Below are 26,013 nucleotides of genomic sequence, written 5' to 3'. Positions count from 1 at the left end.
ACATGGCCTACGTAGCGGTCAAGGGCGGTGAGCAAGCAATCGACAACGCCCATAGCTGGCTGGCCGAGGAACGGCGCGGCGACCCTGCAAGCCCGGCCCTCTCGGTCGGCCAGATCGAACAGCAGCTCGGTCGCGCCGTCGATCGGGTCATGGCCGAGGGATCGCTGTATGATCGCGAACTCGCCGCGCTGGCGATCAAGCAGGCTCAAGGCGACCTGATCGAGGCGGCGTTCCTGTTGCGCGCCTATCGCACCACGCTGCCGCGCTTCGCCTACTCGGCGCCGGTTGAAACCGCGGCGATGCGGACCGAGCGTCGGGTTTCCGCCGTGTTCAAGGATCTGCCTGGCGGACAAGTACTGGGGCCGACCTATGACTACACGCACCGGCTGCTGGATTTTACGTTACTTCGCGATGACAGTGTTGCTTCCGGTTCCGGATCAAAATCGCCAGACCTTCAAGCCATGCCACGGGTGCCGGATATCCTTGGTCGTGAAGGACTGCTGGAAGCCGACGTCGCATCGGATCGTGAGCCGGGCGATCTGACCCGCGATCCACTGACATTCCCGGCCCAGCGCGATGTCCGCCTGCAGGCTTTGGCGCGCGGCGACGAAGGCTTCGTGCTGGGCCTCGGATATTCCACACAGCGCGGCTACGGCGGGTCGCATCCATTCGCCGGCGAAATCCGCATGGGACAGGTTTCGGTCGAAATCGAACCTGCTGAACTCGGTTTTTCCATCGACATCGGCGACCTGGTGCTGACCGAGTGCCAAATGGTCAATCAGTTCAAGGGCTCCAAGACAGTGCCCCCGCAGTTCACCCGCGGCTACGGACTGGTTTTCGGTTTTAGTGAGCGCAAGGCAATGGCGATGGCCTTAGTCGACCGCGCGATGCGCGCCGGCGAATTGGGCGAAGACGTGACTGCCCCAGCGCAGAACATCGAATTCGTGCTGTATCACTCCGATAACATTGAGGCCACCGGCTTCGTGGAACACCTGAAGCTGCCGCACTACGTCGATTTTCAAAGCGAACTGCAGAACGTGCGGCGGATGCGCGCGGAGGAGACGGCGGAGTGAAAGGCTACAATTTCGCTTACCTGGACGAGCAGACTAAGCGGATGATCCGGCGCGGGCTGCTGAAGGCCGTTGCGATCCCGGGCCATCAGGTGCCGTTCGGGTCGCGCGAGATGCCGCTGCCGTATGGCTGGGGCACCGGCGGGATCCAGGTCACGGCGTCGATCCTAGGTCCTGACGACGTGCTGAAGGTGATCGACCAGGGCGCCGACGACACCACCAATGCGGTCTCGATCCGGCGCTTCTTCGCCCGCACCGCCGGCGTCGCCACCACCACATCGACCGCACAGGCGACCGTCATCCAGACCAGGCACCGAATCCCTGAGCAGCAACTGCGCGAAGACCAGATCATCGTCTATCAGGTGCCGCAGCCCGAACCGCTGTCCCGTCTGGAACCCAGTCGTGTCGAAACCAAACGCATGCATGGACTGGCCGACTACGGACTGATGCATGTGAAACTATATGAAGACATCGCTCGGTTTGGTCAGGTCTCCATCAGTTACGATTATCCGGTGATGGTGAACCAGCGCTACCTGATGTCGCCAAGCCCGATCCCGGCGTTCGATAATCCAAAGCTCGACATGATGCCGGCGTTGCAACTGTTCGGCGCCGGACGCGAGAAGCGGATCTATGCCATCCCACCTTGGACGCGGGTGAAATCACTGGATTTCGCCGACCATCCGTTCCGAGCGATCAATGCGCCGCACCCGTGCGGCCTGTGCGGCGCGACCGACTCCTACCTGGATGAGGTCGTCATCGACAACCACGGCGGGCGGCTGTTCGTCTGCTCCGATACCGATCATTGCGCCGAACGGCGCGCGAGCGGCCATGTCGGTGCCGACGGCTTGCGGGATGCCGCGGAATGACTGAACCAACCCTGCTGTCGGGTCGCGGCCTGGGGCTGAATTTCGGGGCGATCATTGCGCTGGCCGAGGTGGATGTTGATCTTTGGCCCGGTGAGATCCTGGCTGTGGTCGGCGAATCCGGCTCCGGCAAGACCACGCTGCTGAACGTGCTGTCGGGGCGCCAGGCGCCGGACACCGGCGTGGTGTGGTATCGCGATCCCGACTGCCGCCTGCACGACGCGCACGCCATGCCGGCCCCGGCGCTGCGCACGCTACACCGCTCGGACTGGGGTTTCGTGCATCAGGACCCGCGCCAGAACTTGCGCATGGCGGTCAGCGCCGGTGGCAATGTCGGTGAGCGTCTGATGGCCCAGGGCGCGCGGCATTACGGCGATATCCGAACCGCCGCGCTCGACTGGCTGGCGCAGGTGGAGATCGACGCTGACCGCATCGACCACCTGCCGCGAACCTTTTCCGGCGGCATGCTGCAGCGATTGCAGATCGCCCGCACCCTGGTGACCCACCCGCGCCTGGTGTTCATGGACGAACCAACTGGCGGCCTCGACGTTTCTGTGCAGGCACGACTTCTCGACCTGATCCGGTCACTGGTGGCGCGGTTGCGCATCGCCGTGGTGCTGGTCACGCACGACATCGCGGTCGCCCGCCTTCTGGCGCACCGGATCGCGGTGATGCAGCGCGGCCGTGTCGTCGAGACCGGGCTGACCGACCAGGTGCTGGACGACCCGCGGCATCCTTATACCCAGTTGCTGGTCAGTTCGGTGCTCAACGCATGACCGTCATGCTAAGCACCCGATCACTGGCCAAGAGCTTCACCTTGCATCTGCGCGGCGGCCTGGTGATGCCAGTGCTGTCCGGCGTCGACCTCGACGTCGGCGCGGGCGAGTGCGTGGTGCTGTCCGGCCCCTCCGGTGCCGGCAAGTCCACCTTGATGCGCAGCCTGTATGGCAACTATCGCGCGGAAGGCGGCAGCATCCTGATCCGCCACCACGGCGAAATGGTGGACATCGCCTCCGCCGATCCGCGCACCATCCTGGCGGTGCGGCTGGAAACCCTTGGCTATGTCAGCCAGTTCCTGCGTGTGGTTCCCAGGGTGTCGGCCCTCGACGTCGTCGCCGAGGTGCTGCTGGCCCGCGGCATCGACCAGGAAACCGCGCGCGACAGGGCCCGGGCGCTGCTGCTGCAACTCAATATCCCGGCCCGCCTGCACGCTATACCGCCGGCGACTTTTTCCGGCGGCGAGCAACAGCGCGTCAATCTGGCGCGCGGCTTCATCGCCGGTCATCCCATCCTGTTGCTGGATGAGCCGACGGCATCGCTGGACGCACAAAACCGAGCGGTCGTGATAGCGATGGTGCGACAGGCGAAGGCGGCGGGCAGCGCAATCGTTGCGATCTGCCACGAGGCCGATGTTCGCGACGCCATCGCCGACCGGCTATTCAACCTGACGCCTTACCAGGATGCGGCATGAACCAGGAGACGATTCTAACCAACGCGATCCTGGTGCTGCCGGACGAAACGCTGCATGGAACCATCGTGCTGCACGGCCGGGTGATCGCCGATATTCACTCCGGACGATCACAGTCCAGCCGAGCGATTGATTTCGCCGGGGATACGGTCATCCCCGGCGTGGTCGATGTTCACACCGACAATCTCGAGCGTCAGGTTCAGCCGCGCAGCCTTGCCCGCTGGCCGTCGCGTTCGGCGATGGTCGCGCACGACGCGCAATGCGCCGCGGCGGGCGTGACTACGGTGCTCGATGCGCTGTGCCTGGGCGATCTTGGTTTCGACAAGGAGCGGATCAAGACCTTCCAGGACGGCGTCGTGGATCTCGACGCGCTGACCCAGGCCGGTCTGCTGAAATCCGACCATTTCCTGCATCTGCGCTGCGAAGTCCCGGCGCAGGACATGCTGGAGTTGCTCGATCCGGTCGCCGATCATCCGCTGGTGCGCATCATAAGTCTGATGGATCATTGCCCCGGCGTGGGCCAGTACGCCAACATGGATTTCTACCGCAAGCTGCGCCGCAGGGATGGCCTCGATGAGACCACTCTTGAGCGCCGCATCCAGCAGATGCAAGAGCAGCGGGCGCGTCTGCGCGACCCGAATCGTAGGGCACTGCTGGACCGGGTGCGCGGCAGTTCGATCGTGCTCGCCAGCCACGACGATCGGACCGAGGAGGAAATCGCGGAAAACGCAGCCGACGGCATTCGGATCAGCGAGTTTCCGGTCACCCTCAAGGCCGCGACGGCAGCGAAACGAGCGGGCATGCGGGTGATTGCCGGAGCACCCAACATCGTGCGCGGTGGTTCGCATTCCGGCAACGTCAACGCGGTCGATCTACTGCGGGCCGGGGCGGTCGATGCCTTCGCCTCGGACTACGTCCCGCCCAGCCTGGTCGAAGCCGCCTTTCAATGCGCCGGGCAGGAGGCGATCGGCTTTCCCGAGGCAGTCGCGATGATCTCCGATCACCCGGCGCAAATGTCAGGCCTGAGCGACCGCGGCCAACTACGGATCGGCCTGCGTGCCGATCTCGTCCGCATCAGTCTACTCGGCAGCCTGCCGATCGTGCGGCAGGTCTGGTGTGCGGGCGAAAGAGTGATCTGATGACCGCGCCCGTTCGGGTAGCGATCTACTACGCTGCCCTGCCCGACGATCCGCTGACGCGTTTGAGTTCCCGCTGGCTCGGCCGCGACCCGGAGACCAATGCCCCGGTGCCGCAGCCGACACTGGATGGCATTGGCGAAATCACCGGCGAACCGCGCGGCTACGGTTTCCACGCCACGCTGAAGCCGCCGATGCGTCTTGCCGAGGGCACAGATTGGGCCGGGTTCGTCGCCGCCGTGCGCGAGGTTGCCGCCGGCATCACACCGTTCGAGCTGCCGCCGCTGGCAGTGGCCGATCTGCGCGGCTTCCTGGCGCTGCGAGAAACCGTCTCCTGCGCCGCGCTGCAGGCGCTAGCCGATGTATGCGTGGAACAACTTGATTCGTTTCGCGCGCCCGCCACCCAGGACGAACTCGCTCGCCGGCGCCGAGCCCGGCTGACGCCGGACCAGGATGCGATGCTAATCCGCTGGGGTTATCCCTACGTGTTTAGCACCTGGTTCTTCCACATGACGCTTACGCGACGCCTCTCGGATCCGGAAAAAGCGGTGTTCCTGCCGGCGGCGCAGGCCTGGTTCGCGCCGGCGCTGGCGGTCCCGCGGCGTGTCTCGGACATCTGCCTGTTCACCCAAGCCGCGCCGGGCGCCGCATTCAACCTGGCGGAGCGCATCGCGCTGCTCGGATAAGCGCGGCGACGAAACGATCCGCCGCCGCCGCCGGGGTCGTGTCGTTGACCACGGTGTGGACCGGAACGTGTTCCGGAACTGTCACTTCTCGGCCGAGCCGTTTCGCCACGTCCGCCGCGGTCTCGCGTCCGCGGTCGGCCAGTCTTCGCGCCAGGATTTCGGGCGCAGCGGTCACCACGATCACCCGCGTCGGGAACCGCTCCGCCGCTTGGGCGATGACGCCGCGCGATACATTTGCCACCACGGCGAGACCGCGCACGAGATCGTCGGTCACGTTCGAGGGGATGCCGTAGTGCAGCCCGTGTGCCTGCCAGCGCAGCGCGAAGGTCCGTTGCGCGAACTCGGCTTCCGACACCGCGTCATGAGCTTCGACGCCGGCATCGGTGGCCCGTGTGATCACCCGACGCACGAAGCGAAACCGCGCGTCTTCGGCCAGAGCCTGGCGCGCCATCCCCAGCAATGTATCCTTTCCGGCACCGCTGGGACCGACCACGAGTATCAGCACCGCCATTCCCCATTGACCGCTGCGAACCTGAATATAGCTTGCCGTTTGATCAACCGTCAGGAGCATCCATGGACGCGATCCGGTCGCTGCGCCAGCCCGGTCCTGCCCACCCCAGCCGGATCGACGCATTCCAGGGCGATATTCACCCGCTGCGCTTGGCCTTGCGGCCGGGCGTGTCGCTGAACCAAGCCGTTACCGAACCGCTGGTCGAGGCTGGGTTCCAGTGCGCCACAATCGTGCTGAAGAAATCCGCCCTGAATCCGTTCCGATACGTGATGCCTGGTCCCGCCGATGACGCGTCCCATGTTGCCTACTTCACCGCGCCGCGCTCGCCGTCAGGCACCACGTTTATCGAACAGGCTAACGCCACCTTCGGCTGGGCCGACGGCAAGCCTTTCATCCACTGCCATGGCGTCTGGGTCGAGCCTGGCGGCAGCCGTCGCGGTGGTCATATCCTTCCGTCTGAAACCATCGTCGCGGAACCGGGGGAGGCGGTCGCCTGGGGACTTCGCTCCATCCGCATCGAGGCGAAGCCCGACCGCGAAACCAATTTTACGCTGCTCCAGCCGCACGCAGGCGCCGGCGTTGCCGGAAGAGGCCTGGTCGCTCGCATCAAGCCGAACCAGGACATCCTCGAAGCCCTCGAAACCATTGCGGGCAGGCATGGATTCGGCAATGCCATCGTGCGCGGCAGCCTCGGCAGCCTTATCGGCGCGCGTTTCACTGGCGGTGGAGAGGTCGAGGATCACGCCACCGAGGTTTTGGTCCGTAGCGGCACCATACGCGACGGCATCGCTGCCCTGGACATGTTGGTCGTGGACATGGGCGGCGAGGTACACCAGGGCTGGCTGCGTCGCGGCGAAAACCCGGTGTGCATAACCTTCGACCTGGTGCTGGAAGCGCTCGATCCTTAACCGATCTCGATCACCGCGTCGGCGGCGAACGCACCCTGCCCTTCAGGCATCGCGAAAACCGGGTTCAGATCGATCGACTGCAGCCGCTCGCCGGCAGCGACAGCGAACCCGGACAGCCGCGACAGCATCTCGGCCAGCGCCTTTACATCGGCCGGCTTGCGCCCGCGCGCGCCGAGCAGCAACGGCGCACCCTTGATCGAGCGGATCATCGTCTCTGCGACGTCGCTGCCGAACGGACAGCGGCGGAACACGACATCCTTCAGAACTTCGACGAAGATCCCACCCAGGCCGAACATCGCCATCGGGCCGAACACCGGATCGCGGTGAATACCGAGGATGCACTCGACGCCGCCTTGCAACTGTGCAGCGACCAGCACGCCCTCGATCCTGGCTGCGGGCGCTCCCGCCTTGGCTCGCTGCAGCAACAGCGCGTAGCCAGCGCGGACTGCCTGCGCGTCAGCGACGTCCAGCAGCACGCCACCGATTTCCGATTTGTGCATGATGTCGGGCGACAGGATCTTCATCACCACCGGAAAGCCGACGCGTTCCGCCGCAGACACCGCTTCATCCGCCGTCACGCAGGCGGCCTCCGGGGCCGAGGCGATGCCGGCGGCGCCGAGCAACCTCTTGGCTTCGGCTTCCGACGGCGTCACTGGCGGCAGCGTGACCGGCGCAACCGCCGGCGCAGCGTCGCTCGGTTTGCTTGCAAATGCGGCACCGTAACGACCCATCGCATCGATCGCGGTTACGGCCCGCGTCGGGTCCTCATGCACGACCCAGCCATCGGCCTCCAACTCATCGCGCCGTTCCGGCGGCACGATGACTGAAAGCACATAAAGCCGGCCCGGGTTCTCCACCCGCACCAGGTTCAGTTGCTCGCGGATCTGCGGCCAGCGACGCGACGACGCGGTCATGCTGAAGAACCCCAGCACCGAGCTGTAGCCGCCCTCACGCACCATCGACTCGGTAAAGGTCTTGACCAATGTTACGTCATTGGACACCTGCGCGGTGGCGTCCACCGGGTTCCGCGGCGCACAGAACGGCACCAGCGAACGCAACTTCCGCTGTGCCTCGGGCGGCATCTCCGGCATCGACAGGCCGAGAGTTTCGGCCACATCGCTGATCAGCACGCCGGCGCCGCCGGAAACGGTAATCACACCAAGGGTATTCGCCACCGGATAGATCTTGCGCGTTGCGGTATGGGCAATGTCCAGCATCTCCTCGCTGTTACGCGCTCGGAATACTCCGAATTCCGCCATCACCGCCTCGGTGACCGCATCATCGCCGGCGATCGAGGCGGTGTGTGACTTCGCCGCCTTGGTGCCCAATTCGCTGCGTCCGACTTTCTGCATCACGACCGGCTTCTTCGCCGCATGCGCGGCTTCCAGGGCGGCGATCAGTCCGGGCGCCTCGCGGATACCTTCGGCGTAGACCGCAATCACATCGACCTCGGGGTTTTCCGCCAGCCAACCGATACACTCGCCTACCGTGACGTCACCCTCATTGCCGGTCATCACGCAAAGCGACGCGCCGATGCCGCGGTTGCGGGCCAGCGTGTAGAGATGCGTGCCATAGGCACCGGACTGGCTGGCGATGCCGATCCGCCCCAGCACCGGCCAGCCGCTGTCGAAGGACGACGAAAACGTTGCATAGTATGATTGCCGGGCATCGAATACGCCCAGGCAGTTGGGCCCAAGAATACGCATCCCCACCGCCCGCGCCGTCGCCACCATCTTGACCTGGGCAGCCGCCCCGGCATCATCCATCTCGGCAAAGCCGGCGGTGAACATCACCACCGCTTTCGTGCCACGCTTCGCCAGGTCGTCAATGGCGCCCGCGGCCAGTTCAGCCGGCACTGCAACGATCGCCACATCCGGCGTTTCCGGCAGAGCCGCAACCGAAGGATAGGCCTTCAGTCCCTGGATTTCCGCTCGGTTTGGATTGACCGGATACAGCGCGCCGGGAAAACCCTGCGCCCGCATATAGGCAATCGGACGCCCGCCAATGCGCGTCGGGTCAGAGGATGCGCCAAGTACGGCAACGGAACGAGGTGCCAAAAGCGGCGTCAGGGCGGCAAATCGAGACATGGTGACGAACGGTTCCTCTGTTTTTTGCAGCGCGGCGTTACGCTACCGCGAAGTCATCGTGGACCCGGCGTCATCCTATCGCAACAGCAAGGCGCCCCGACCGAAACTCGCGACCAAGCCAGGCTTGTAAACCCCGGGCGATACCCCAAATGGTCCTGCAACAGATCCGGGCCCCTCTGACGAGGACGACGACATGGTGTCGCCCAACCTCGTGATGTCGGATCGCCGTGCTCCACGCTGTTATGGTGGAAAGCGGTTGATCCGTGGGCCCGACGATCTCCACCCCCCGCCGATCAGCCACCCCGACACAGCATGTGCGACGCGGTCCCTGCAACAAGGAGCCGTGGCTTTGTCTGTCCGTATTCAAGATCAAGCCCTGATGAGTGACGCTGAACGGGACCAGGAACGGGAACGCCGCCTGGGCCTGTTGATCAGGCGCCTGCCGGAAGGCTTTCAGCGCATGATTCGCCGGTTGCGTCAGCCCTCGGCACGATGGCTGCGCATTCCGGCCGGCGTGCTGCTGATCATTGGCAGCATCTTCAGCATTCTCCCCGTCTTCGGCCTGTGGATGTTGCCGCTCGGCATTGTCCTGCTAGCTGATGACGTTCCTGTTCTGCAACGTGCCACTGATCGCGTCCTGGAATGGATCGAACGCCGCCGACCGCACTGGATGGGCCTTGCGCCCAACTCTCGTTAGAAAGGAAATCCCATGAACACCGACGCCTACACCAGCCGAGTAACCGGCCCAACTGGACTTGGCGAGCCGGCCGTCGACGCCGGGCTGCGCCGCTACATGCTGTCGGTCTACAACTACATGGCCGCCGGCGTCGGCCTGACCGGACTGGTCGCCTACCTCGCCACCGCCACCGGCCTCTACCAGCAGATCGCCGGAACTCCGCTGATCTGGCTGGTCATGCTGGCCCCATTGGCCGCGGTGCTGTTCCTGAGTTTCCGCATCGACCGCATGAGCTTCGCCACGGCGCAAGCCGTATTCTGGGCCTATTCGGGCATGATGGGGCTATCGCTTGCCGGCATCCTGCTGGCCTACACCGGCACCAGCATCGCCCGCGTCTTCTTCATCAGCGCCGGGACTTTCGCGGCGATGAGTCTGTACGGGTACTCGACCGGCAGAGACCTGTCGCGCCTCGGGTCATTCCTGTTCATGGGCTTGATCGGCATCGTGCTGGCGAGTGTTGTCAACATCTTCGTCGCATCCAGCATGCTGCACTTCGTCACTTCGATCATCGGCGTGCTGGTTTTCACCGGGCTGACCGCCTACGACACGCAACGCATCAAGCAGCTTTACTACGCGGGCGGCATGGGCGACCTAGCAAAGACCGCGCTCATGGGGGCGCTGACACTTTACCTCGACGCCATCAACCTGTTCGTCATGCTGCTGAACCTGTCCGGGGATCGCCGTGCCCGCTGATCCTCCGGTCCGGAAACGTCGCGGCTGACTGCCATGAACTGGCTGCTGGACCCCGACATCTGGGCTAGTTTCATCACCCTGTCGGCGCTCGAGATCGTCTTGGGCGTCGACAACCTTGTCTTCATCGCGTTACTTGCCGGGCGGCTGCCGGCGGAGCGACAAGGCAAGGCCCGCAAAATCGGCCTTGCCTTGGCGTTAGGAACTCGGCTCGCCTTGCTCGGATCGATCGCCTTCATCGTTCACCTGACCGAGCCTGTCGTTTCTTTGGCAGGCTGGAGTTTTTCCTGGCGCGATCTGGTTCTGCTCGGCGGCGGCAGCTTCCTGATGTTCAAGGGCACGCGGGAGATCCACCTGCGTGTCGAAGGTGAGGACGAGCACGAGCCGGCCGCGGGCCGCCACCCTGGCTTCGTCGCTACCATCATCCAGATCGTGCTGTTCGATATCGTTTTCTCGCTCGACAGCGTCATCACCGCGGTCGGCATCGCCAACGAAATCTGGGTCATGGTCGCGGCTATCGTCGTCGCCATGATGTTGATGCTGGCTGCATCGAACCCGCTGTCGTCGTTCATCGACCGGCACGCCTCGGTGAAGATGCTGGCGCTGTCGTTCCTGTTGCTGATCGGCACGATGCTGATGGCCGACGGCCTCGGCTTCCACGTGCCGCGCGGCTACGTTTACGCCGCGATGGGATTCTCCATCATGGTCGAGGCGCTCAATCTGCTGTCGGCGAAACGCCGGCGAATGAAGCGGGGTTTCCTGCAGCAGAAGCCGAAGACCCGGGCTTCGCTTGGGCTGGCGATACCACCGGGCTAGGCCTTTACGTCTGCCCCCGAGCGTTGCAGTGCCACCAGATCCAGCGAGGCCGGCTCGCGTATTCCCGCGATCGTCAGACCGGCGTGCAATTGACCGCGATGATGCGTCTGGTGATTGAAAAAATGCGCCAGTGCCGCCCCGAGCAGCTGCCGGAACGTTTTTCCCGTCGAGTTCTTGTAGGTGATCACCCGGTCATACTCCTGCAGCCCGGTCACGAAGTCAACGATCCGCTCGTCCTCGGCTTGCCGCGCCGCCCGCAACTCGGAAAAATCCTCATACAATATCTGGTTCAGGCGCTGCGGCAGCGGACCATCGCCGGTGAAGCGTCGCATCCAGATGTAATCCGCCACCAGCACATGGTTCAGCGTCGCGTGCAGGCTGCCGAAGAACAGTCCGGCGCCACGCTTGCGCACCTCGTCCGGCAGCGTCGCCGCGTCCTCGTAAACCCGCCTGTTGGCCCAGCTGTTATAGACCGCGAACTGGTCGAAATAGGCTTTCAACATCCAACCCCTCCGCTTCCCAAGGGACGCCTGATCCTGGCGCAAACCACCGACGACGGGTAGTGAGAAGGCGCACCCGTAGCATGAGGATTTCTCATGTCGTCCCCGTCCCTGCGCGCCCTGCGCGCGTTCGCCGAGACAGCCCGCACCGGCAGCCTGGCAGGCGCATCGCACGTGCTCAACGTGACCCCTTCCGCGGTGTCCCACCTGCTGCGCCAGTTGCAGCAGACATTGGCAATGACCTTGTTCATCAGCCGCGGCCCGCACGCCCGGCTCACTGAAACCGGTGAACGGCTTGGCCGCCGCCTGGCCGCGGCCTTCGACAGCATCGATGCCGCGATCACCGAGGCCGGACATCAGGCGGGCGACGTTCGGGTCTCGACGCTGTCAAGTTTCCTCACACTCTGGCTGGTTCCCCGGCTGACCGGCTTCCAGTCCCGCCACCAGGACACGCGCCTGCTGCTGAGCACTGGCATGCGGCCGGTCGACCTGTCCGCCGAACCGTTCGAATGCGCGATCCGCTGGGGCCAGGGCAATTGGCCGGACCTGGAGGCAACACTGTTGTTCCGCGACCGCCCGGTCGTCGTCAGCAACCCTCGCATGCTGCAAGCCAACGCCCGGCCGCAAGATCTGCCCCGCCTCGCCGCCCGCACCCGGGATGCCGACTGGCCGACCATCGCCGCCGCCCTTGGCTGGCCCAATGCCGCGCCGATCCTGACATTCGAGACCAGAGCCCTGGCGGTGCAGGCGGCCACCGCCGGCATCGGCGCCGCCGTGGTCGATCGCAATCTCGTCGCCGACATGCTGGCCGCCGGGATCCTCGCCGAAATCGCCCCCGACCCGCCGATCGCCGCCGCCGAGGGCCACTGGTTCGTCGCCCTGCCCGATCGCCTGCGGATCCGCCAGCTACGGCAATTCCGCGACTGGCTGATCACCGAGGCAACTCGGCAGCGGTCCAGTGATTGAAATCGGTCCGGTATCCGATCAGGCGTCACATTCGACCTCGGTTGACGCGCATCGCCTGTCGTGATTGTCGTGCGCTTGAAGCGGCCAGCATCGGCCGCCGTGTCGGAAGGATCGACCAATGGCTCCGCTGATGACCCGCAAGCAGTTCCTGACCGGCGCGGCGGTCACCTCCAGCGCCATGGCGATCCGTCCCGCCCGAGCCGCGAGCCACTATTTCATCCGCTTCGGCCTGGATCTTTCCACCGACCACCCGACCACCGTCAACGCGATGGAGGCGGCCAAGAAGATCAAGGACGCGACCGATGGCGCGGTGGACGTGAAGATCTTTCCGAACAGCCAATTGGGCAACGATAGCCACATGCTGTCCAACCTGCGCTCCGGCGCGATGCAGATGATGGCGATCGGCGACAACATCCTGGCCACCCTGGTGCCAAGTGCCGCGATCGACAATATTGGTTTTGCGTTCAAATCCCCCGAAATGGCCTGGAACACGCTGGATGGCGCTGTCGGCGACATCGTCCGCGCCGATATCGCCAAGACCGGCCTGATCCCGATGCACCGCATCTGGGACGAGGGCTTCCGCCAGATCACCTCCAGCACAAAGCAGATCAACACGCCCGAGGATCTGCACGGCTTCAAGATCCGCGTCCCGCCCAGCCCGATTTCCTTGTCGCTGTTCCAGGACCTCGGCGCTGCCCCGGCCACCATCAACGTCTCCGAGCTGTATACCGCCCTGCAAACCCACGTCGTGGACGGCCAGGAAAACCCGCTGGGCAATATCGAGACGCAGAAATTCTACCAGGTGCAGAAATACTGTTCGCTGACCGACCATATGTGGGTCGGCTATTGGCTGCTGGTGAACGGCCTGTTCTGGAACACCATCCCGGCGAACTACCGCAAGATCGTCGAGGATACGTTCGACGCGCAGGCCCAAGCGCAGCGCGCCGCCAACCAGAAGCTGGACGGCACGCTGGAGGCGAAGCTGAAGCAGCAGGGCATGGAATTCGCCACCCCCGACAAGGCGCAGTTCCAGGCCGCGCTGGTGAAATCCGGCTTCTACAAGACCTGGAAGGCGAAGTTCAGCCCGGCTCTTTGGGCCGCACTCGAGAAGGCGACCGGATTGACCGCCTGAACCCGGCCAGCGCGATGCTGCGGCGGCTGGACCGGTTGGTCGACCTGTCAACGCAGGGCGTCGCCGCTATCCTGGTTGTCATCGAGATCGCAATCCTGTTTGCCGGCGTGGTCTGGCGCTACCTGCTGGACAGCCCGCTGGTCTGGGTTGAGGAACTCGCGGGCATCCTGTTCCTGTGGCTGGTCAGCCTGGGCGCGGTGATCGCGCTCAGCCGCGCCGAGCACATGCGCATGACCGTGATCGTGGGCCGCATCGGTATCCGCGGGCAGCGCTTCGCCCGGCGCTTCTCGGCGCTGATCGTCGCGGTGGTGGCGGTCGGGCTGGTCGTCCCCGGCATTTCCTACGCTGTGCAGCAACAAGCGATCCTGACTCCGGTCATGCAAATCCCCGGCTCGTGGGAGATCGGCGGACAGCTCGTGGCGCTGGCTTTGCTGTTCTACGTCGCGCTTCGCCAGCTATTCCATGGCACGACCTGGCGTGAGCTTGTCCTGGTGCTGGGCATCGGCATGGCAATCGGGCTGGTCCTGTGGGGTCTGGAGCCGGAGTTCGACGATCTCGGCAACGCCGACCTGCTGATTTTCTTCATCGGCATCGTCGGCATCTGCATCTTCATCGGCGTGCCGATCGCCTTCAGCTTCGGCATCGCCACCTTCGGCTACATCTACTTCACCACCACCATTCCGCTCGCGGTCGTCATCGGCCAGATGGACCAGGGGATGTCGTCGATCGAGCTGCTGGCGGTGCCGATGTTCGTCGTGCTGGGGCTGCTGCTGGAGATGACCGGCATCGCCCGGGCCATGGTCGATTTCCTGGCCGCGCTGGTGGGCCACCGGCGCGGCGGCCTGTCCTATGTGCTGATCGTCGCGATGTATCTGATCTCGGGCATTTCCGGGTCGAAGGCGGCGGATCAGGCGGCGGTGGCCCCGGTGCTGCTGCCCGAGATGCGCCGCCGCGGATCGGCGCCCGGCGAACTGGTGGCGCAGCTCGCTGCCTCGGCCGCGATGTCGGAGACGATCCCACCGAGCCTCGTGCTGATCATCGTGGGCGCGGTGACCGGGGTATCGATCTCGGCACTGTTCACCGGGGGGTTGCTGCCGGCGGCCTTCGCCGCGATCGGACTGGCGGCGCTGGTGTTCTTCCGCACTCGGCATGAACGCCCCAGCGCCGGGCGCGTGGAGGCACGAACGGTAGGGCGGCTGTTCGTGGTCGCGGTTCCGGCGTTGATCCTGCCCTTCGTGATCCGCTACGCGGTGCTGGCCGGCATCACCACCGCGACCGAGGTGGCGACGGTCGGCGTGGTCTACGCCATCGTCGTCGGCATCGCGGTGTATCGCTGCTTCGACTGGCGTCGGCTGGTGCCGATCCTGGTCGAGACGGCGGCGCTATCCGGTGCCATCCTACTGATCATCGGCACCGCGAGTGCGATGGCCTGGTCGCTGACCCAGGCCGGCTTCGCGCAGACGCTGGCCGATATGATGACCGGTTTGCCGGGCGGCAAATACGGCTTCATGGCGGTTTCGATGCTGCTGTTCGTCGTGCTGGGCAGCGTGCTGGAGGGTCTGCCGGCGATGGTGCTGTTCGGACCGCTGCTGTTCCCGATCGCCCAGCAGCTTGGGATCCACCTGGTACAATACGCGATCGTTGCGATTTTCGCGATGGGCATCGGGCTGTTCTCACCGCCCTTCGGCGTCGGGTTCTATCAGACGTGCCTGATCGGCAAGGTGTCCAGCGACGAAGCTTTCGGCCGGATCTGGCCCTACATGGGGGTGCTTGTCGTGGCGTTGATTGTCGTGGCGGCGGTGCCCTGGATTTCTACCGGATTTCTGCCCTAATAGGCATCGATCCTTGCACCCGCCTCCCCTGGTTCCCGCACGCGGAGGCTGGGCCCGCTACCCCTCGCTCGAGGGACCAGATTCGGCCTGCGCCTCCTCGCGCCTGACCAGACGGGGCCGCGCCGGAAACGCCACGCCGTCATAAATCTCGGCAAGCGCCAGCGTAACCCCGATCGCGGGCATCTCCACCCTGCGGTCGAGCCCTTCCAGCACGTGGCGAACCCAGGCCCGGCCCGGGTCTCGCGACCAGACCACGACCTCCGGCGCGTTCGGCTCGACGACCAGGATGTACTGCAGGCTCTCGACCTGCCTGTATTCCGCGAACTTCTCGAAGGTGTCGAAGTCGCGGGTGGAGGGCGACAGAACCTCGGCGACCATGCGGGGCAATGCGGCCTTCATGTCATCGGGATCGCGTTCGCCACAGTCCGCACCCGCGTCCGGCCGCCGGATCTGCCCGGGGAGCGTTTCGACGCTACCGTTACCGGTGAACGCGCGGCAGCCGCTGCCGCGCAACTGTCCACGCAACTCTGCCAGCAGGTTGACCACGATGTCGTCATGAACGTTTCGCGCGCCCGCCATCATTCGAACCGGAACGCCGTTCACCAGCTCGTAACGCTCGGTCTGGCGAGCCTGCCACTCGAAGAATTGGGCAACGGTCCAAGGCTGTAGTGCTGGATCAGCCATCGTTGGCGCTCCTGACAGGCAACGATTACCACACATCCAGGCGCTCTCACCAATTCGTGGATATCCGGCACGACAAATCCGCGGGCGACCAGCCGACCCCCCGCTCGCCCGGCCAAGGCACCCGAGGAAGACCCTTCAAATCCCCCCTTGGCAAAGCCGCGCCGATCCGCCTTATTGGCCGCTCCCATGTTCGGTTTCATCGGTTCCCGACTGCTTCAGGCTATCCCTGTCCTGCTGGTCGTCGGCTTCATCGCCTTCGCCATGTTCAACTATATCGGCGATCCGGTGAACATTCTGCTCGGGCAGGACCACACCGAGGCGCAGCGGCTGGCACTGGTCAAGCAGCTCGGCCTCGATCAACCGTTCTTCGTGCAATACGGCCATTTCCTCTGGCTCGCCCTGCACGGCGATTTCGGCATCAGCTACCGCCTGGCGCAGCCGGTCAGCCGCCTGATCAAGGAGCGTCTGCCGGCGACGCTGGAACTCGCGATCACCGCCTCGGTGCTGGCGTTCGCCATCGGTGTGCCGATGGGTGTCTATACAGGCATCCACCGCAACACGCTGCTGTCGAGGGTGTTCATGGTCAGCAGCCTGGTTGGGGTTTCGCTGCCGACCTTCCTGCTTGGCATCCTGCTGATCCTGATCTTCTCCGTCGCACTCGGCTGGCTGCCCAGCTTCGGCCGCGGACCGGTGGTGCAGATCGGCTGGTGGTCCACCGGGTTGACTTCATGGGCCGGCATCCGCTCGCTGATCCTGCCTTCCGTCACCCTGGGCCTGTTCCAGATGACCCTGATCATGCGCCTGGTGCGCGCCGAGATGTTGGAAGTGCTCCGCACCGACTACATCAAGTTCGCCCGAGCCCGCGGGCTGACCAGCCGAACCATCAATTTCGGCCATGCACTGAAGAACACGCTGGTCCCGGTCATCACCATCATCGGCTTGCAGTTCGGCGGCATCGTGGCGTTTTCGCTGGTCACCGAAACGGTATTTCAGTGGCCCGGCATGGGCCTGCTGCTGGTCCAATCCGTCGCGGTCGCCGACATTCCGGTGATGTCGGCCTACCTGATGCTGATCGGGCTGGTGTTCGTGCTGATCAACCTGGTGGTCGATCTGCTGTACTATGCCGTCGATCCGCGCCTCAGGATACGCCGCTGATGTCGGATCCTTCGCCCGTCTCCAGGGCCTGGAACAGCGACATGGGCTACAGCTTCCGCACCTCGCCGGTGGCTCTGGTGTCGGCCCTGATCGCGCTGATCCTGATCGTCGCCGCGCTGTTCGCGCCGCTGCTCGCCCCGCATGACCCGATGGATGTCGCCTCGCTGTCGCTGATGGACAGCTTCAAGCCGCCGATCGGCATGCCTGACGCCGACTGGTCCAACATCCTGGGCACCGACAACCAGGGCCGCGACGTGCTGTCGGCGATCATGTACGGCATGCGGATCAGCCTGGTGGTGGGAGTCCTTTCCACCCTGTTCGCAATCATCGTCGGCGTTGGCGTCGGCCTGCTCGCGGGCTACCTCGGCGGCGTCAGCGACGCCCTGCTGATGCGCATCGCCGACGTGCAACTGACGTTCCCCTCGATCCTGACCGCGCTGCTGGTCGATGGTGTCATCACCGCGGCCCTTCCCGGCACCATGCGCGAGGCGCTGCAGATCTACGTCATCATCTTCGCCATCGGCATTAGCCTTTGGCCCAATTTCGCCCGCACCGTGCGCGGGTCCACATTGGTCGAGCGCAACAAGGACTACGTCATGGCCGCCAGGGTGATCGGCGTTCCATCCTGGCGCATCATGGTCAACCATGTGCTGCCGAACGTCATCGGACCGGTCATGGTGATCGCAACGCTCGGTCTTGGCCAGGCGGTCATCGCCGAGGCCACCTTGTCTTTCCTCGGCGTCGGGCTGCCGTCCACACAACCCTCGCTCGGCACCCTTATACGGTTTGGTAACGACTTTCTGTTCTCCGGCCAGTGGTGGGTCAGCGTGTTCCCCGGCATTGCGCTTATCCTGATGGTGCTGGCAATCAACCTGCTGGGCGACTGGCTGCGCGATGCGCTGAACCCCAGGCTGAGATGATGCATCCGCGATGACAGAGTTGCTCGAGGTCCGCGACCTGACCGTCGAATTCCCGACCCGTCACGGCGTGCTGCGCGCGCTCGACCGGATTTCGTTCGCCATCAAGGCCGGCGAAATCCTCGGCGTGGTCGGCGAATCGGGTGCCGGCAAATCACTGACCGGCGCCGCCATCGTCGGCCTGCTGGAGCGCCCCGGCCGCATCGCCGCGGGTGAGATCAGGCTGGACGGCAGCCGCATCGACAACCTGGCCGCCGAACCACTGCGCCGCATCCGCGGCCGGCGCATCGGCATGATCTTCCAGGACCCGCTGACCACGCTGAACCCGCTCTATACCATCGGCCGCCAGTTGACCGAGACGATGCAGACCCACATGCGGCTGTCCGACGCCGACGCTCGCCGCAGGGCCACCGGCTGGCTCGATCGCGTCGGCATCCCGGCGGCCGCCCAGCGCTTCGACGCCTACCCGCACGAGTTCTCCGGCGGCCAGCGCCAACGCGTGGTGATCGCGCTGGCGCTTTGCGCCGAACCGGCGCTGATCGTCGCCGACGAACCCACCACCGCGCTGGACGTTTCGATCCAGGCGCAGATCATTACCCTGCTGAAGGACCTCACCCGCGACCACGGCACCGCGGTGATGCTGATCACCCACGACATGGGCGTCATCGCCGAGACCGCCGACCGCGTCGCCGTGATGTATGCCGGCCGCATCGCCGAGATCGGCCCGGTCGGCGCCGTCATCCGCCACCCGGCGCACCCTTACACGGACGGCTTGATGGCCTCCATCCCCTCGCTCGAGCACCGGGTGAACCGCCTGCGCCAGATCGACGGCGCCATGCCCCGGCTCGACGCCATCCCATCCGGCTGCCGTTTCCATCCCCGCTGTCCGCGCGTGTTCGACCGTTGCCGCGCACAACAACCCGAGCTGTTGGACGCCGGTCCGACGCGGGCCGCCTGCTGGCTGCACGCCGATGGCTGACCCGGCAACCCTGGAGGCCGTTGCGGTCTCGCATTACTTCGATGTCTCCCGCCCGTTTCTGCAGCGGCTGTTCACCCGCGAGCCGCGTCGAAGTCTGCGCGCCGTGGACGACGTTTCGTTCGTGATCGCCCCCGGCACCACCTTCGCGCTGGTCGGTGAATCCGGCTGTGGCAAGTCCACCATCGCCCGCCTCGCCGTCGGCCTTTATCAACCCAGCGACGGCGACATCCTGTTCGAGAACCAGGCGTTGTCCTCGGCCCGCGCCCAGCCGGCGATGCGGCGGCGGATGAACATGATCTTCCAGGACCCCTACGCCTCGTTCAACCCCAGATGGCGGGTCAGCGATATCGTTGCCGAACCGATCCGCGCCTTCAACCTGGCAAACCGGCCGAATGAGGTGCAAGGGCGGGTCGGGACGCTGCTCGCCAATGTCGGGCTCGCGGTGCGCGACGGCCTGAAATACCCGCACGAGTTCTCCGGCGGCCAGCGCCAACGCATCTCCATCGCCCGCGCATTGGCCAGCGAGCCGGACTTCCTGGTCTGCGACGAACCCACCAGCGCGCTGGATGTCTCGGTCCAGGCGCAGATCCTCAACCTGATGCGCGACCTGCAGCAGCGGCTCGGCCTGACCTATCTGTTCATCAGCCACAACCTGGCGGTGGTGCGCCACATGGCCGACCGCCTGGGCGTGATGTATCTCGGCCGCATCGTCGAACAAGGTCCGGCCGAGGCGATCTTCCGCCGCCCCCGCCACCCCTACACAAGGCTGCTGCTCGACGCGATTCCCGATCTGGAGCAGGTCGGACGCGCGCGCACCCCGGTGGGCGGCGAGCTTCCCAGTCCGATCGCGCCCCCGCCCGGATGTTCGTTCCATCCGCGCTGTCCGTTGGCGAATCAGCGCTGCCGGGAGGAAAAGCCGGCCCATGTTGCCGCCGACAACGTTCAGGTCGCCTGCCATGCCGTCGAGGAAGGCCGCGATGGCTGACCAAGATGACGGGCGATCACCGCTGCGCGCGGCGGTCGGGTTGGCTTTGCTGCTGGCGTTGATCGTCGGCGTGCTGTTCGTGGTCCAGCAGTTGCGCCACGCCGCGGCGACCCAGGATTGCGTCGCATCGGGCCGCACCAATTGCGCCCCGATTGCCGCAACGCATTGAAGTAGCGGGCCAATTCGCACTGAGCCGGACGTGCGGGGCGTATCAAGCGACCAGGCGCCGGGTCATACCGTGCCGCCGGCCCACACCACGCGGCCTACCACGGTGACGTCGTTTGCCGCGTCGGGGCTGACGGTATCGGGTTGATAGGCGTTGTTGTCGCTGATCAGCACCAGGCTGCCGTCATGCTTGCGCTGGACCCGCTTGACCAGCCGTTGCCCGTTGATCTCCAGCACGTAGATGCCGAAATTGCGGAACGTCTGGTCCGTGCTGTCGATCAGCAGCGTGTTGCCGTCTCGGATTGTCGGCGTCATCGACTCGCCGACCGCGGTCTCCAGCACCACTTTGCTTGGCTCCACGCTGCAGACCGAGCGCACCCAGTCGTGTCGCAGGGCGATGAATTCGCTGCCCGAAGGTGCCTCCGGCGTCACCGATCCGGCCGCTGCTGCCTCCGCCCGCCGAGGCAGCAGCACGAAGCCGCTCCAGTCCGGCCCATCCAAGGCATCGCACACACCCTGCCGGCGCCGCGCTCCGCCCGCTGGCTGAAAGACCGGTTCCGGTCCCTCACCTTCGGCCAGCCACGCCACGCCAACGCCAGCGGTCCGAGCCAGCGCGACCAGACGCTCCCGACTCGGCTCCGCCTCACCTTTGAGCCATTTGCGAAATGCTGACGATGAAACGCCCATCGCCCGCGCCAACCGGTCGGCGCTTGGCCAGTGCGTCAGGATGGTCTGCAGTCGCTCGACGAAAGCCTGTTTGTCCGAACCGGCCACGTGCGACCCATTTTCCAATGCCTTCACTTGTGTCCTGACGCGTGGCATGTGATCAGTCTGTCCCCATGCGGCATTTTGACATTGATTGCCGCCGCTTTTCAGAATTTTCGCGTCACGTTAGCTATTGACCATTCGGCGCCGAAAATTGGTTGGAAAATGGAGGATGCCGACACTCCTGAGTAGCCCTGGTCAAACTCCAGGACCATCCAGGCCGCGGCTCGTCTATTTTGTCAGCCCGTTCGATTTCGGGGCGCCAGCACGGCTTCGACAGTGTCGATCAAGCCGCTCAAGCTGAACGGCTTGAGCACGAACGGCAGCGGCTGCTCTGTCAGCTTCGCCATTCGGCCAGGATCGCCCGACATCAACACCACCGCGGTCCCGGCCTTGTCAGCCTCCGGGATCAGGTTGATGTCCACCCCGCCGGGCAGCGTGCAATCCAGCAGCATCAGCCGAAATTCCCGGTCCTGCAGCAAATCGACCGCTGCGGAGGCGTTGTCGACCACTGTTATGCGATAGGTATCGTCAAGTGCGGCGGTGATGACCTCCGACACCAGGGGGTCGTCTTCAACAACCAGAATCCTATTCTGCTCGCTCATTTTGACACCCTGGTTCGGTCTAAATGCCGCATCCAAGCACACTTTGGCGCCCAGTTACCACTGTCCACCGCCACTTGCTTGCTGATTTGGCGGCTTTGTCCGCTTAACCGGCGCGAATATCCTCTCCCAAAGCGGTTTCGTAAACCCGCACCACCGATGCCGAATCGGATGCACCCAGTCCCATGCCGCGTGCCATCCGCATCAGGTTCATGACCTGAGGCGCGATCAGCCCGGGGACCCCCAGGTCATCCGCCATCTCCAGCGCCAGCCGAAGGTCCTTGTGCGCCAGGTCCAGAGCGAACGTCGCGTTGAAGTCGCCGGCCAGCGTCTTGCTCGACATACTGGCATAGCCCGATGACATGCCGCTGGCATTGCGGATCACCGCATCCAGCTTTTTTAGGTCAATCCCCGATCGTTTGCCGATCATCAGCGCCTCGGCCGCGGCGGCGGAGTTGCAGAACGCCAGCATGTTGTTGATCAACTTGGCGGTTGACCCGTAGCCGATCTCGCCGACGTGGATCACCTCGCCGCTGAACGATTTCAGCAGCGGTAGAGTCTGCTCGAAGACCGCGGCTTCGCCGCCGACCATAATGACGATCGTGCCATCCGCCGCGCGCGACGTGCCGCCTGACACCGGCGCCTCCAGCATCGCGATCCCCTTGGCCTGCATGCCCTGGTTCACCCGTTTCGCTGTCGCCGGCGAGTTGGTCGAGAGGTCGATGAACACCGTCCCCGCCTTGGCATTCTCGGCGATCCCGCCGGCGCCCAGGGTTACTTCCTCGACAACGCGCGGAATTGGCAGCGAAGTGATCACCACATCGCAGCGCGAGGCGACATCGGCAACCGAGCCGGCGGCGGACGCGCCGAGATCGCTGCAGGCCTTCAGGGCGTCGGGATTGAGGTCGTGCACCACCACCTCATGGTTGGTGTTGCGGATGATGTTGCGGCACATCGGGCCGCCCATGTTGCCCACACCGATGAAGCCAACTTTCATTGTCTGATTTCCCTGTTCCGACCGGACCATCCGGCGTGCGGGCCAGCATGGCGCAACACGCTCGATCTGTCAGGCCGCGCCGGCGTGCCGCCGCCTACAGATAGCCGGCGCCGGCTTCTTCGGCGAACCGGCCGGGGTCACCTTCCCAGACGATCCGCGCGTGTTCGATGACGTAGACCCGATCCGCGTGTGGCAAGGCGAACGTCACGTTCTGCTCGCCCAGCAGCACGGTGATATTAGTGGTCTGACGCAATATCTCCAATGCCTTGGACAACTGTTCCAGAATCACCGGGGCGAGGCCCAGCGTCGGCTCATCCAGGATCAGCAGTTTCGGCTTCATCATCAGCGCCCGGGCGATTGCCAGCATCTGCTGCTCGCCGCCCGACAATGTCCTGGCAACCTGGCGCTGGCGCGAGCGCAGGATCGGGAACAGTCCGAACAGCCAATCAAGCTGCGTCGCCGCCTCCGCCAGCGAAAGATGCTGCCCGCCAAGATCGAGGTTTTCCCGCACCGACATGTCACCGAACAACTCCCGCGTCTCGGGACATTGCACGATGCCGCCGCGGGCGATGACGCCGGGGGTTCGACCGGCCAACGCCGCGCCGCGCCAGTCGATCGTGCCGCTGTATGGCAACAGGCCGGAAATCGCGTTGAACAGCGTGGTCTTGCCGGCACCGTTCAGACCGACCACCGATACGAACTCGCCTTCGCCAATATGGATCGAGACGTCGTCCAACGCGGTGGCCTTGCCATACAGCACGCCCAGCCCGCGCACATCCAGCAACGGGGTGCGGTCCTTGCCCTCGCGTTCCGGCCTGGCGGCGGTTTCGATCTTGCCGCCAAGATAGACCCGGCGGACGGTTTCGTTGCGCATTACCTGATCGGCGGTGCCTTCGGCGACTTTCTCGCCCAGATACATCGCCAGCACGCGGTCAACCAGGGCGGCCACGCTCTTGACGTTGTGGTCCACCAGCAGCACCGCGTGGCCCTCGGCGCGGAAGCTGCCGATCAGGGCGGAAAAGTCGGCGACCTCGCCCGAGGTCAGGCCGGCGAACGGTTCATCGACCAGCACGACCTTGGGATTGCGCGCGATCGCCTTGGCCAGTTCCAGCCGTCGCAGGTCGGCGAACGCCAAGGTGCGCGGCAGCCGGTCGATCACCTTGGTCAGACCGACGCGCGCGGCGATCTCCTCGGCTCTGCGGCTGACGCCGTGATCGGTCGCCAGCATCAACAGATTGTCCGGCAAAAGCGCCAGCTTGATGTGCTCCAGGATCGTTTGCCGGTGCAGCGGACGAGCGTGCTGGAACACGATGCCCACGCCTTGGCGCGCGATGCGGTGGGTCGGCCATCCGGCCACGTTGACGCCGGCCAGCCTGACCTGCCCGGCGTTCGCCCGCTCGATGCCCATGATGCATTTCATCACCGTCGACTTGCCGGACCCGTTCGGACCGATCAGGCCGAGGATCTCGCCCGGGCTGATCGAGAAACCGATGTCGTTCACCGCCACCAGTCCGCCGAACCGCTTGGTCAGGCCGCTGACCTCCAGCAGCGCGGTCATTCGCGGCCTCCGGCCTGCAGCAGGCGTCCCATGAAACCACCAGGGAAGAACAGGATCACCAGCAGCGCTATGGCCGACACCACGAAGGTCGACAATTGGCCCAGCGGGCGCAGGATTTCGCCCGCGCCGATCAGGAAGATCGAACCGACCGCGGCGCCGATGATGGTGCGCCGCCCACCCAGCACGGCGGCGATGATCACGTTCACTCCGACGGCGATGTCCACCACGGTGCCGACCGAGGCGGTGCCAAGGTAGAAGATCAGCATCGCGCCTGCCAGCCCGGAGAAGAACGCGCTGATGCAGAACGCCGCCAGCTTGTGCTTGGTGACGTTGAAGCCGAGCGCGGCGGCCTCGATCGCGTCCTGTCCACTGGCTTGCAGGATCAGCCCGACCGGAGAGACCGACAGCCCGAACAGGATGGCGCCGCTGACCGTCATGAAAGCCAGCGCGTAATAGTAGTTGGTGTGATCGTCGATCGACAGAACGTCCGGCAGGTCCAGCCCGATCTCGCCGCCGGTGACGCCGGCGAACAGCACCAGCAGGTTTTGCAACAGCAACACGGCAACCAGGGTGACGAGACCGAAATACGGACCGGTTAGGCGCAACGCCGGCACCGCCAGGACCGCCCCGGCGATGACCGCGGCGATAGCGCCGGCGACCAGGCAGGCCGGAATCGGCCACATCCAGTAATGATTCAGCAGTGCCGCGGTGTAGGCGCCGACGCCGATCAGGAAGCTGGGGCCGAAGTTGACCTCACCGGCGAAGCCGAACAGCAGGTCCCAGGACATGGCGAACACGGCGTAGTAGTACGCGAGGGTGAGCAGGCCAAGAATGTAGCCGCCGACCCCAAGCGGCAGCAGCGCCATCACCAGCAGGGCTGGGACGACGACGAGAAAGGTTCGGGACCGCATCTATCTGCGCCCCAGCAGGCCTTGCGGCCGGACATAGACCACTGCGACCAGCAGCAGCAGCACCGGCACGGTGCGGATCGCCGGTGAGACCAGGTATGCCGTGAGGGTCTCGAGATACCCGACCACATAGGCCGCTATCAGCGAGCCCGATACGCTGCCCAGACCACCCAGCACCACGATCGAGAATGCGCTGGCGGTCAGCGTGCCGGCGTTGTCGGAACTCACGCCCAGGAAGGCGCCCAGCAGCACACCGGCAATCCCGGCCAGCACGCCGTAGATGACCCAGACCAGGACATAGATGCTGGACAGTTCGAACCCCAAAAGGGTCAGCCCGCGCGGGTTCATCGCCGCCGCAAGCAACGATTTGCCGGTGCGCGTACGGTTGACCAGTAGATACAGCAGCCCGATCACCGCCCATGACAGTGCCGCGGTCAGGACCTCGTTCCATGGCGTGCGCACGCCCAAGATCATCACCACGCCCTCGACCAGGGGACGCACCGTCTTGGGATTGTTGGTGAACAGATAGGAAATGGCCTCCTGCAGCATGATGCCCCACAACAGCGTGGCGGTGAGCACGAAGATTTCTTTTTCCTCCCGCGGAATGGATGGCGAGTTCTGGATCGGGCGTACGATCACCCGGTAGGTGATGAATGCGCAAACCAGGCTGGCGATGACTCCGACGGCGGCTCCGACATACGCCCCCGCGGTCTCCGCCACCCACCATGCGACCACCGCAGCGACGATCATGATCGCGCCGTGCGACAGGTTGAGCACACCGGACACCCCGAAGATCAGGGTGAAGCCGGTGGCGCCGAGGGCGTACAGACTGCTGATCGCGAACCCGTCGATCAGGATTTGCAATGCGAGCATCAAAGTCCGTCCGCCCTGGCCGAA

28 protein-coding genes are annotated in these 26,013 nt (G+C 64.9%); 18 read left to right on the top strand and 10 right to left on the bottom strand.

Annotated features, from left to right (window positions below):
- The first annotated feature begins 2 nt into the window (after window positions 1–2).
- Genes ACQY4T_RS15290 through ACQY4T_RS15265 form a run of 6 tightly spaced genes read left to right on the top strand, consistent with a single transcriptional unit; the run spans window position 3 to window position 5,223 of the window.
- Complete coding sequence (locus ACQY4T_RS15290) at window positions 3–1,073, top strand: carbon-phosphorus lyase complex subunit PhnI (protein ID WP_428532070.1); 1,071 nt, start codon at window positions 3–5, stop codon at window positions 1,071–1,073.
- Window positions 1,070–1,936 carry an alpha-D-ribose 1-methylphosphonate 5-phosphate C-P-lyase PhnJ gene (locus ACQY4T_RS15285; protein ID WP_428532067.1) on the top strand — a complete coding sequence of 289 codons (867 nt, stop codon included), beginning with the start codon at window positions 1,070–1,072 and terminating at the stop codon, window positions 1,934–1,936. Before ACQY4T_RS15290 ends, ACQY4T_RS15285 begins: the two co-directional genes overlap by 4 nt.
- Window positions 1,933–2,709: a phosphonate C-P lyase system protein PhnK gene (phnK, locus tag ACQY4T_RS15280; protein ID WP_428532064.1), complete on the top strand. Its 777-nt coding sequence runs from the start codon at window positions 1,933–1,935 to the stop codon at window positions 2,707–2,709. Before ACQY4T_RS15285 ends, phnK begins: the two co-directional genes overlap by 4 nt.
- A gap of 5 nt (window positions 2,710–2,714) precedes the next feature.
- Entirely contained in the window at window positions 2,715–3,404 is a 690-nt protein-coding gene (gene phnL, locus ACQY4T_RS15275) for a phosphonate C-P lyase system protein PhnL (RefSeq protein ID WP_428532061.1), read from the top strand.
- Window positions 3,401–4,540, top strand: coding sequence for an alpha-D-ribose 1-methylphosphonate 5-triphosphate diphosphatase (locus ACQY4T_RS15270; RefSeq protein ID WP_428532058.1), 1,140 nt, complete (start codon window positions 3,401–3,403; stop codon window positions 4,538–4,540). Before phnL ends, ACQY4T_RS15270 begins: the two co-directional genes overlap by 4 nt.
- A complete protein-coding gene (locus ACQY4T_RS15265) occupies window positions 4,540–5,223 on the top strand; it encodes a DUF1045 domain-containing protein (protein ID WP_428532055.1) in 684 nt (227 codons plus the stop codon). Before ACQY4T_RS15270 ends, ACQY4T_RS15265 begins: the two co-directional genes overlap by 1 nt.
- Here ACQY4T_RS15265 and phnN read toward each other — a convergent pair.
- Window positions 5,189–5,794 (bottom strand): phosphonate metabolism protein/1,5-bisphosphokinase (PRPP-forming) PhnN, encoded by a 606-nt coding sequence (gene phnN / locus ACQY4T_RS15260; protein ID WP_428532052.1) that lies wholly within the window; start codon window positions 5,792–5,794, stop codon window positions 5,189–5,191. The two genes, ACQY4T_RS15265 and phnN, sit on opposite strands and share 35 nt — an antisense overlap.
- Window positions 5,795–5,796: 2 nt before the next feature.
- On the opposite strand from phnN, the gene ACQY4T_RS15255 reads away from it, so the two are divergent.
- On the top strand, window positions 5,797–6,642 hold the full coding sequence (locus tag ACQY4T_RS15255) for a PCC domain-containing protein (protein WP_428532049.1): 846 nt from the start codon (window positions 5,797–5,799) through the stop codon (window positions 6,640–6,642).
- Here the strand turns inward: ACQY4T_RS15255 and ACQY4T_RS15250 are convergent.
- Window positions 6,639–8,729, bottom strand: a complete 2,091-nt coding sequence (locus ACQY4T_RS15250) for an acetate--CoA ligase family protein (RefSeq protein ID WP_428532046.1) — start codon at window positions 8,727–8,729, stop codon at window positions 6,639–6,641. The two genes, ACQY4T_RS15255 and ACQY4T_RS15250, sit on opposite strands and share 4 nt — an antisense overlap.
- A gap of 379 nt (window positions 8,730–9,108) precedes the next feature.
- Between ACQY4T_RS15250 and ACQY4T_RS15245 the strand changes: the two genes are divergently transcribed.
- The 3 genes from ACQY4T_RS15245 to ACQY4T_RS15235 are packed head-to-tail and all read left to right on the top strand — an operon-like array spanning window position 9,109 to window position 10,971.
- Window positions 9,109–9,426 carry a hypothetical protein gene (locus tag ACQY4T_RS15245; protein WP_428532043.1) on the top strand — a complete coding sequence of 106 codons (318 nt, stop codon included), beginning with the start codon at window positions 9,109–9,111 and terminating at the stop codon, window positions 9,424–9,426.
- A gap of 12 nt (window positions 9,427–9,438) precedes the next feature.
- Complete coding sequence (locus tag ACQY4T_RS15240; protein WP_428532040.1) at window positions 9,439–10,158, top strand: Bax inhibitor-1/YccA family protein; 720 nt, start codon at window positions 9,439–9,441, stop codon at window positions 10,156–10,158.
- A gap of 33 nt (window positions 10,159–10,191) precedes the next feature.
- On the top strand, window positions 10,192–10,971 hold the full coding sequence (locus ACQY4T_RS15235) for a TerC family protein (protein ID WP_428532037.1): 780 nt from the start codon (window positions 10,192–10,194) through the stop codon (window positions 10,969–10,971).
- On the opposite strand, the gene ACQY4T_RS15230 is transcribed toward ACQY4T_RS15235, so the two are convergent.
- Window positions 10,968–11,474 carry a DinB family protein gene (locus ACQY4T_RS15230; RefSeq protein WP_428532034.1) on the bottom strand — a complete coding sequence of 169 codons (507 nt, stop codon included), beginning with the start codon at window positions 11,472–11,474 and terminating at the stop codon, window positions 10,968–10,970. The genes ACQY4T_RS15235 and ACQY4T_RS15230 overlap by 4 nt on opposite strands.
- 93 nt (window positions 11,475–11,567) lie before the next feature.
- On the opposite strand from ACQY4T_RS15230, the gene ACQY4T_RS15225 reads away from it, so the two are divergent.
- The 3 genes from ACQY4T_RS15225 to ACQY4T_RS15215 all read left to right on the top strand — a co-directional run bounded on the left by ACQY4T_RS15225 (window position 11,568) and on the right by ACQY4T_RS15215 (window position 15,401).
- Window positions 11,568–12,437, top strand: coding sequence for a LysR substrate-binding domain-containing protein (locus tag ACQY4T_RS15225; RefSeq protein WP_428532031.1), 870 nt, complete (start codon window positions 11,568–11,570; stop codon window positions 12,435–12,437).
- Window positions 12,438–12,555: 118 nt separating this feature from the next.
- On the top strand, window positions 12,556–13,569 hold the full coding sequence (locus tag ACQY4T_RS15220) for a TRAP transporter substrate-binding protein (RefSeq protein WP_428532028.1): 1,014 nt from the start codon (window positions 12,556–12,558) through the stop codon (window positions 13,567–13,569).
- Window positions 13,570–13,583: 14 nt separating this feature from the next.
- Window positions 13,584–15,401, top strand: a complete 1,818-nt coding sequence (locus ACQY4T_RS15215) for a TRAP transporter large permease subunit (RefSeq protein WP_428532025.1) — start codon at window positions 13,584–13,586, stop codon at window positions 15,399–15,401.
- Window positions 15,402–15,458: 57 nt separating this feature from the next.
- Here the strand turns inward: ACQY4T_RS15215 and ACQY4T_RS15210 are convergent, their stop codons facing one another.
- Complete coding sequence (locus tag ACQY4T_RS15210; RefSeq protein ID WP_428532022.1) at window positions 15,459–16,085, bottom strand: Uma2 family endonuclease; 627 nt, start codon at window positions 16,083–16,085, stop codon at window positions 15,459–15,461.
- A gap of 186 nt (window positions 16,086–16,271) precedes the next feature.
- On the opposite strand from ACQY4T_RS15210, the gene ACQY4T_RS15205 reads away from it, so the two are divergent.
- Genes ACQY4T_RS15205 through ACQY4T_RS15185 form a run of 5 tightly spaced genes read left to right on the top strand, consistent with a single transcriptional unit; the run spans window position 16,272 to window position 20,290 of the window.
- Window positions 16,272–17,240, top strand: a complete 969-nt coding sequence (locus tag ACQY4T_RS15205; protein WP_428532019.1) for an ABC transporter permease — start codon at window positions 16,272–16,274, stop codon at window positions 17,238–17,240.
- Entirely contained in the window at window positions 17,240–18,160 is a 921-nt protein-coding gene (locus ACQY4T_RS15200; protein WP_428532016.1) for an ABC transporter permease, read from the top strand. The genes ACQY4T_RS15205 and ACQY4T_RS15200 overlap by 1 nt, the downstream gene beginning before the upstream one ends.
- Before the next feature lie 10 nt (window positions 18,161–18,170).
- Complete coding sequence (locus ACQY4T_RS15195) at window positions 18,171–19,136, top strand: ABC transporter ATP-binding protein (RefSeq protein ID WP_428532013.1); 966 nt, start codon at window positions 18,171–18,173, stop codon at window positions 19,134–19,136.
- Window positions 19,129–20,121 carry an ABC transporter ATP-binding protein gene (locus ACQY4T_RS15190; protein WP_428532010.1) on the top strand — a complete coding sequence of 331 codons (993 nt, stop codon included), beginning with the start codon at window positions 19,129–19,131 and terminating at the stop codon, window positions 20,119–20,121. Before ACQY4T_RS15195 ends, ACQY4T_RS15190 begins: the two co-directional genes overlap by 8 nt.
- On the top strand, window positions 20,114–20,290 hold the full coding sequence (locus ACQY4T_RS15185) for a hypothetical protein (RefSeq protein WP_428532007.1): 177 nt from the start codon (window positions 20,114–20,116) through the stop codon (window positions 20,288–20,290). The genes ACQY4T_RS15190 and ACQY4T_RS15185 overlap by 8 nt, the downstream gene beginning before the upstream one ends.
- Window positions 20,291–20,352: 62 nt before the next feature.
- Here the strand turns inward: ACQY4T_RS15185 and ACQY4T_RS15180 are convergent, their stop codons facing one another.
- The 6 genes from ACQY4T_RS15180 to ACQY4T_RS15155 all read right to left on the bottom strand — a co-directional run bounded on the left by ACQY4T_RS15180 (window position 20,353) and on the right by ACQY4T_RS15155 (window position 25,989).
- Complete coding sequence (locus tag ACQY4T_RS15180; protein ID WP_428532004.1) at window positions 20,353–21,108, bottom strand: LexA family transcriptional regulator; 756 nt, start codon at window positions 21,106–21,108, stop codon at window positions 20,353–20,355.
- Between the two features lie 182 nt (window positions 21,109–21,290).
- Complete coding sequence (locus tag ACQY4T_RS15175; protein ID WP_428532001.1) at window positions 21,291–21,656, bottom strand: response regulator; 366 nt, start codon at window positions 21,654–21,656, stop codon at window positions 21,291–21,293.
- Window positions 21,657–21,759: 103 nt separating this feature from the next.
- Window positions 21,760–22,650: an NAD(P)-dependent oxidoreductase gene (locus ACQY4T_RS15170; RefSeq protein ID WP_428531998.1), complete on the bottom strand. Its 891-nt coding sequence runs from the start codon at window positions 22,648–22,650 to the stop codon at window positions 21,760–21,762.
- A gap of 94 nt (window positions 22,651–22,744) precedes the next feature.
- Window positions 22,745–24,208 (bottom strand): ATP-binding cassette domain-containing protein, encoded by a 1,464-nt coding sequence (locus ACQY4T_RS15165; RefSeq protein ID WP_428531995.1) that lies wholly within the window; start codon window positions 24,206–24,208, stop codon window positions 22,745–22,747.
- On the bottom strand, window positions 24,205–25,119 hold the full coding sequence (locus ACQY4T_RS15160; RefSeq protein WP_428531992.1) for a branched-chain amino acid ABC transporter permease: 915 nt from the start codon (window positions 25,117–25,119) through the stop codon (window positions 24,205–24,207). Before ACQY4T_RS15160 ends, ACQY4T_RS15165 begins: the two co-directional genes overlap by 4 nt.
- A complete protein-coding gene (locus ACQY4T_RS15155) occupies window positions 25,120–25,989 on the bottom strand; it encodes a branched-chain amino acid ABC transporter permease (protein WP_428531989.1) in 870 nt (289 codons plus the stop codon). It abuts the gene before it with no gap.
- Window positions 25,990–26,013: the final 24 nt, after the last annotated feature.

The sequence above is a fragment of the Rhodopila sp. genome (assembly GCF_965277825.1).
In the GTDB taxonomy this organism is placed as follows: domain Bacteria; phylum Pseudomonadota; class Alphaproteobacteria; order Acetobacterales; family Acetobacteraceae; genus Rhodopila.
Note: the sequence above shows the minus strand (reverse complement) of the source record. Positions and strands in the feature narration are given on the sequence as shown.

Excerpts from the sequence above, each read along its gene's own strand:
- ACQY4T_RS15290 (WP_428532070.1), top strand. The coding sequence starts at position 3 with ATGGCCTACGTAGCGGTCAAGGGCGGTGAGCAAGCAATCGACAACGCC.
- phnK (WP_428532064.1), top strand. The coding sequence starts at position 1,933 with ATGACTGAACCAACCCTGCTGTCGGGTCGCGGCCTGGGGCTGAATTTC.
- phnL (WP_428532061.1), top strand. The coding sequence starts at position 2,715 with ATGCTAAGCACCCGATCACTGGCCAAGAGCTTCACCTTGCATCTGCGC.
- ACQY4T_RS15270 (WP_428532058.1), top strand. The coding sequence starts at position 3,401 with ATGAACCAGGAGACGATTCTAACCAACGCGATCCTGGTGCTGCCGGAC.
- ACQY4T_RS15265 (WP_428532055.1), top strand. The coding sequence starts at position 4,540 with ATGACCGCGCCCGTTCGGGTAGCGATCTACTACGCTGCCCTGCCCGAC.
- phnN (WP_428532052.1), bottom strand. The coding sequence starts at position 5,794 with ATGCTCCTGACGGTTGATCAAACGGCAAGCTATATTCAGGTTCGCAGC.
- ACQY4T_RS15255 (WP_428532049.1), top strand. The coding sequence starts at position 5,797 with ATGGACGCGATCCGGTCGCTGCGCCAGCCCGGTCCTGCCCACCCCAGC.
- ACQY4T_RS15250 (WP_428532046.1), bottom strand. The coding sequence starts at position 8,729 with ATGTCTCGATTTGCCGCCCTGACGCCGCTTTTGGCACCTCGTTCCGTT.
- ACQY4T_RS15245 (WP_428532043.1), top strand. The coding sequence starts at position 9,109 with ATGAGTGACGCTGAACGGGACCAGGAACGGGAACGCCGCCTGGGCCTG.
- ACQY4T_RS15240 (WP_428532040.1), top strand. The coding sequence starts at position 9,439 with ATGAACACCGACGCCTACACCAGCCGAGTAACCGGCCCAACTGGACTT.
- ACQY4T_RS15235 (WP_428532037.1), top strand. The coding sequence starts at position 10,192 with ATGAACTGGCTGCTGGACCCCGACATCTGGGCTAGTTTCATCACCCTG.
- ACQY4T_RS15230 (WP_428532034.1), bottom strand. The coding sequence starts at position 11,474 with ATGTTGAAAGCCTATTTCGACCAGTTCGCGGTCTATAACAGCTGGGCC.
- ACQY4T_RS15225 (WP_428532031.1), top strand. The coding sequence starts at position 11,568 with ATGTCGTCCCCGTCCCTGCGCGCCCTGCGCGCGTTCGCCGAGACAGCC.
- ACQY4T_RS15220 (WP_428532028.1), top strand. The coding sequence starts at position 12,556 with ATGGCTCCGCTGATGACCCGCAAGCAGTTCCTGACCGGCGCGGCGGTC.
- ACQY4T_RS15215 (WP_428532025.1), top strand. The coding sequence starts at position 13,584 with ATGCTGCGGCGGCTGGACCGGTTGGTCGACCTGTCAACGCAGGGCGTC.
- ACQY4T_RS15210 (WP_428532022.1), bottom strand. The coding sequence starts at position 16,085 with ATGGCTGATCCAGCACTACAGCCTTGGACCGTTGCCCAATTCTTCGAG.
- ACQY4T_RS15205 (WP_428532019.1), top strand. The coding sequence starts at position 16,272 with ATGTTCGGTTTCATCGGTTCCCGACTGCTTCAGGCTATCCCTGTCCTG.
- ACQY4T_RS15200 (WP_428532016.1), top strand. The coding sequence starts at position 17,240 with ATGTCGGATCCTTCGCCCGTCTCCAGGGCCTGGAACAGCGACATGGGC.
- ACQY4T_RS15195 (WP_428532013.1), top strand. The coding sequence starts at position 18,171 with ATGACAGAGTTGCTCGAGGTCCGCGACCTGACCGTCGAATTCCCGACC.
- ACQY4T_RS15190 (WP_428532010.1), top strand. The coding sequence starts at position 19,129 with ATGGCTGACCCGGCAACCCTGGAGGCCGTTGCGGTCTCGCATTACTTC.
- ACQY4T_RS15185 (WP_428532007.1), top strand. The coding sequence starts at position 20,114 with ATGGCTGACCAAGATGACGGGCGATCACCGCTGCGCGCGGCGGTCGGG.
- ACQY4T_RS15180 (WP_428532004.1), bottom strand. The coding sequence starts at position 21,108 with ATGCCACGCGTCAGGACACAAGTGAAGGCATTGGAAAATGGGTCGCAC.
- ACQY4T_RS15175 (WP_428532001.1), bottom strand. The coding sequence starts at position 21,656 with ATGAGCGAGCAGAATAGGATTCTGGTTGTTGAAGACGACCCCCTGGTG.
- ACQY4T_RS15170 (WP_428531998.1), bottom strand. The coding sequence starts at position 22,650 with ATGAAAGTTGGCTTCATCGGTGTGGGCAACATGGGCGGCCCGATGTGC.
- ACQY4T_RS15165 (WP_428531995.1), bottom strand. The coding sequence starts at position 24,208 with ATGACCGCGCTGCTGGAGGTCAGCGGCCTGACCAAGCGGTTCGGCGGA.
- ACQY4T_RS15160 (WP_428531992.1), bottom strand. The coding sequence starts at position 25,119 with ATGCGGTCCCGAACCTTTCTCGTCGTCGTCCCAGCCCTGCTGGTGATG.
- ACQY4T_RS15155 (WP_428531989.1), bottom strand. The coding sequence starts at position 25,989 with ATGCTCGCATTGCAAATCCTGATCGACGGGTTCGCGATCAGCAGTCTG.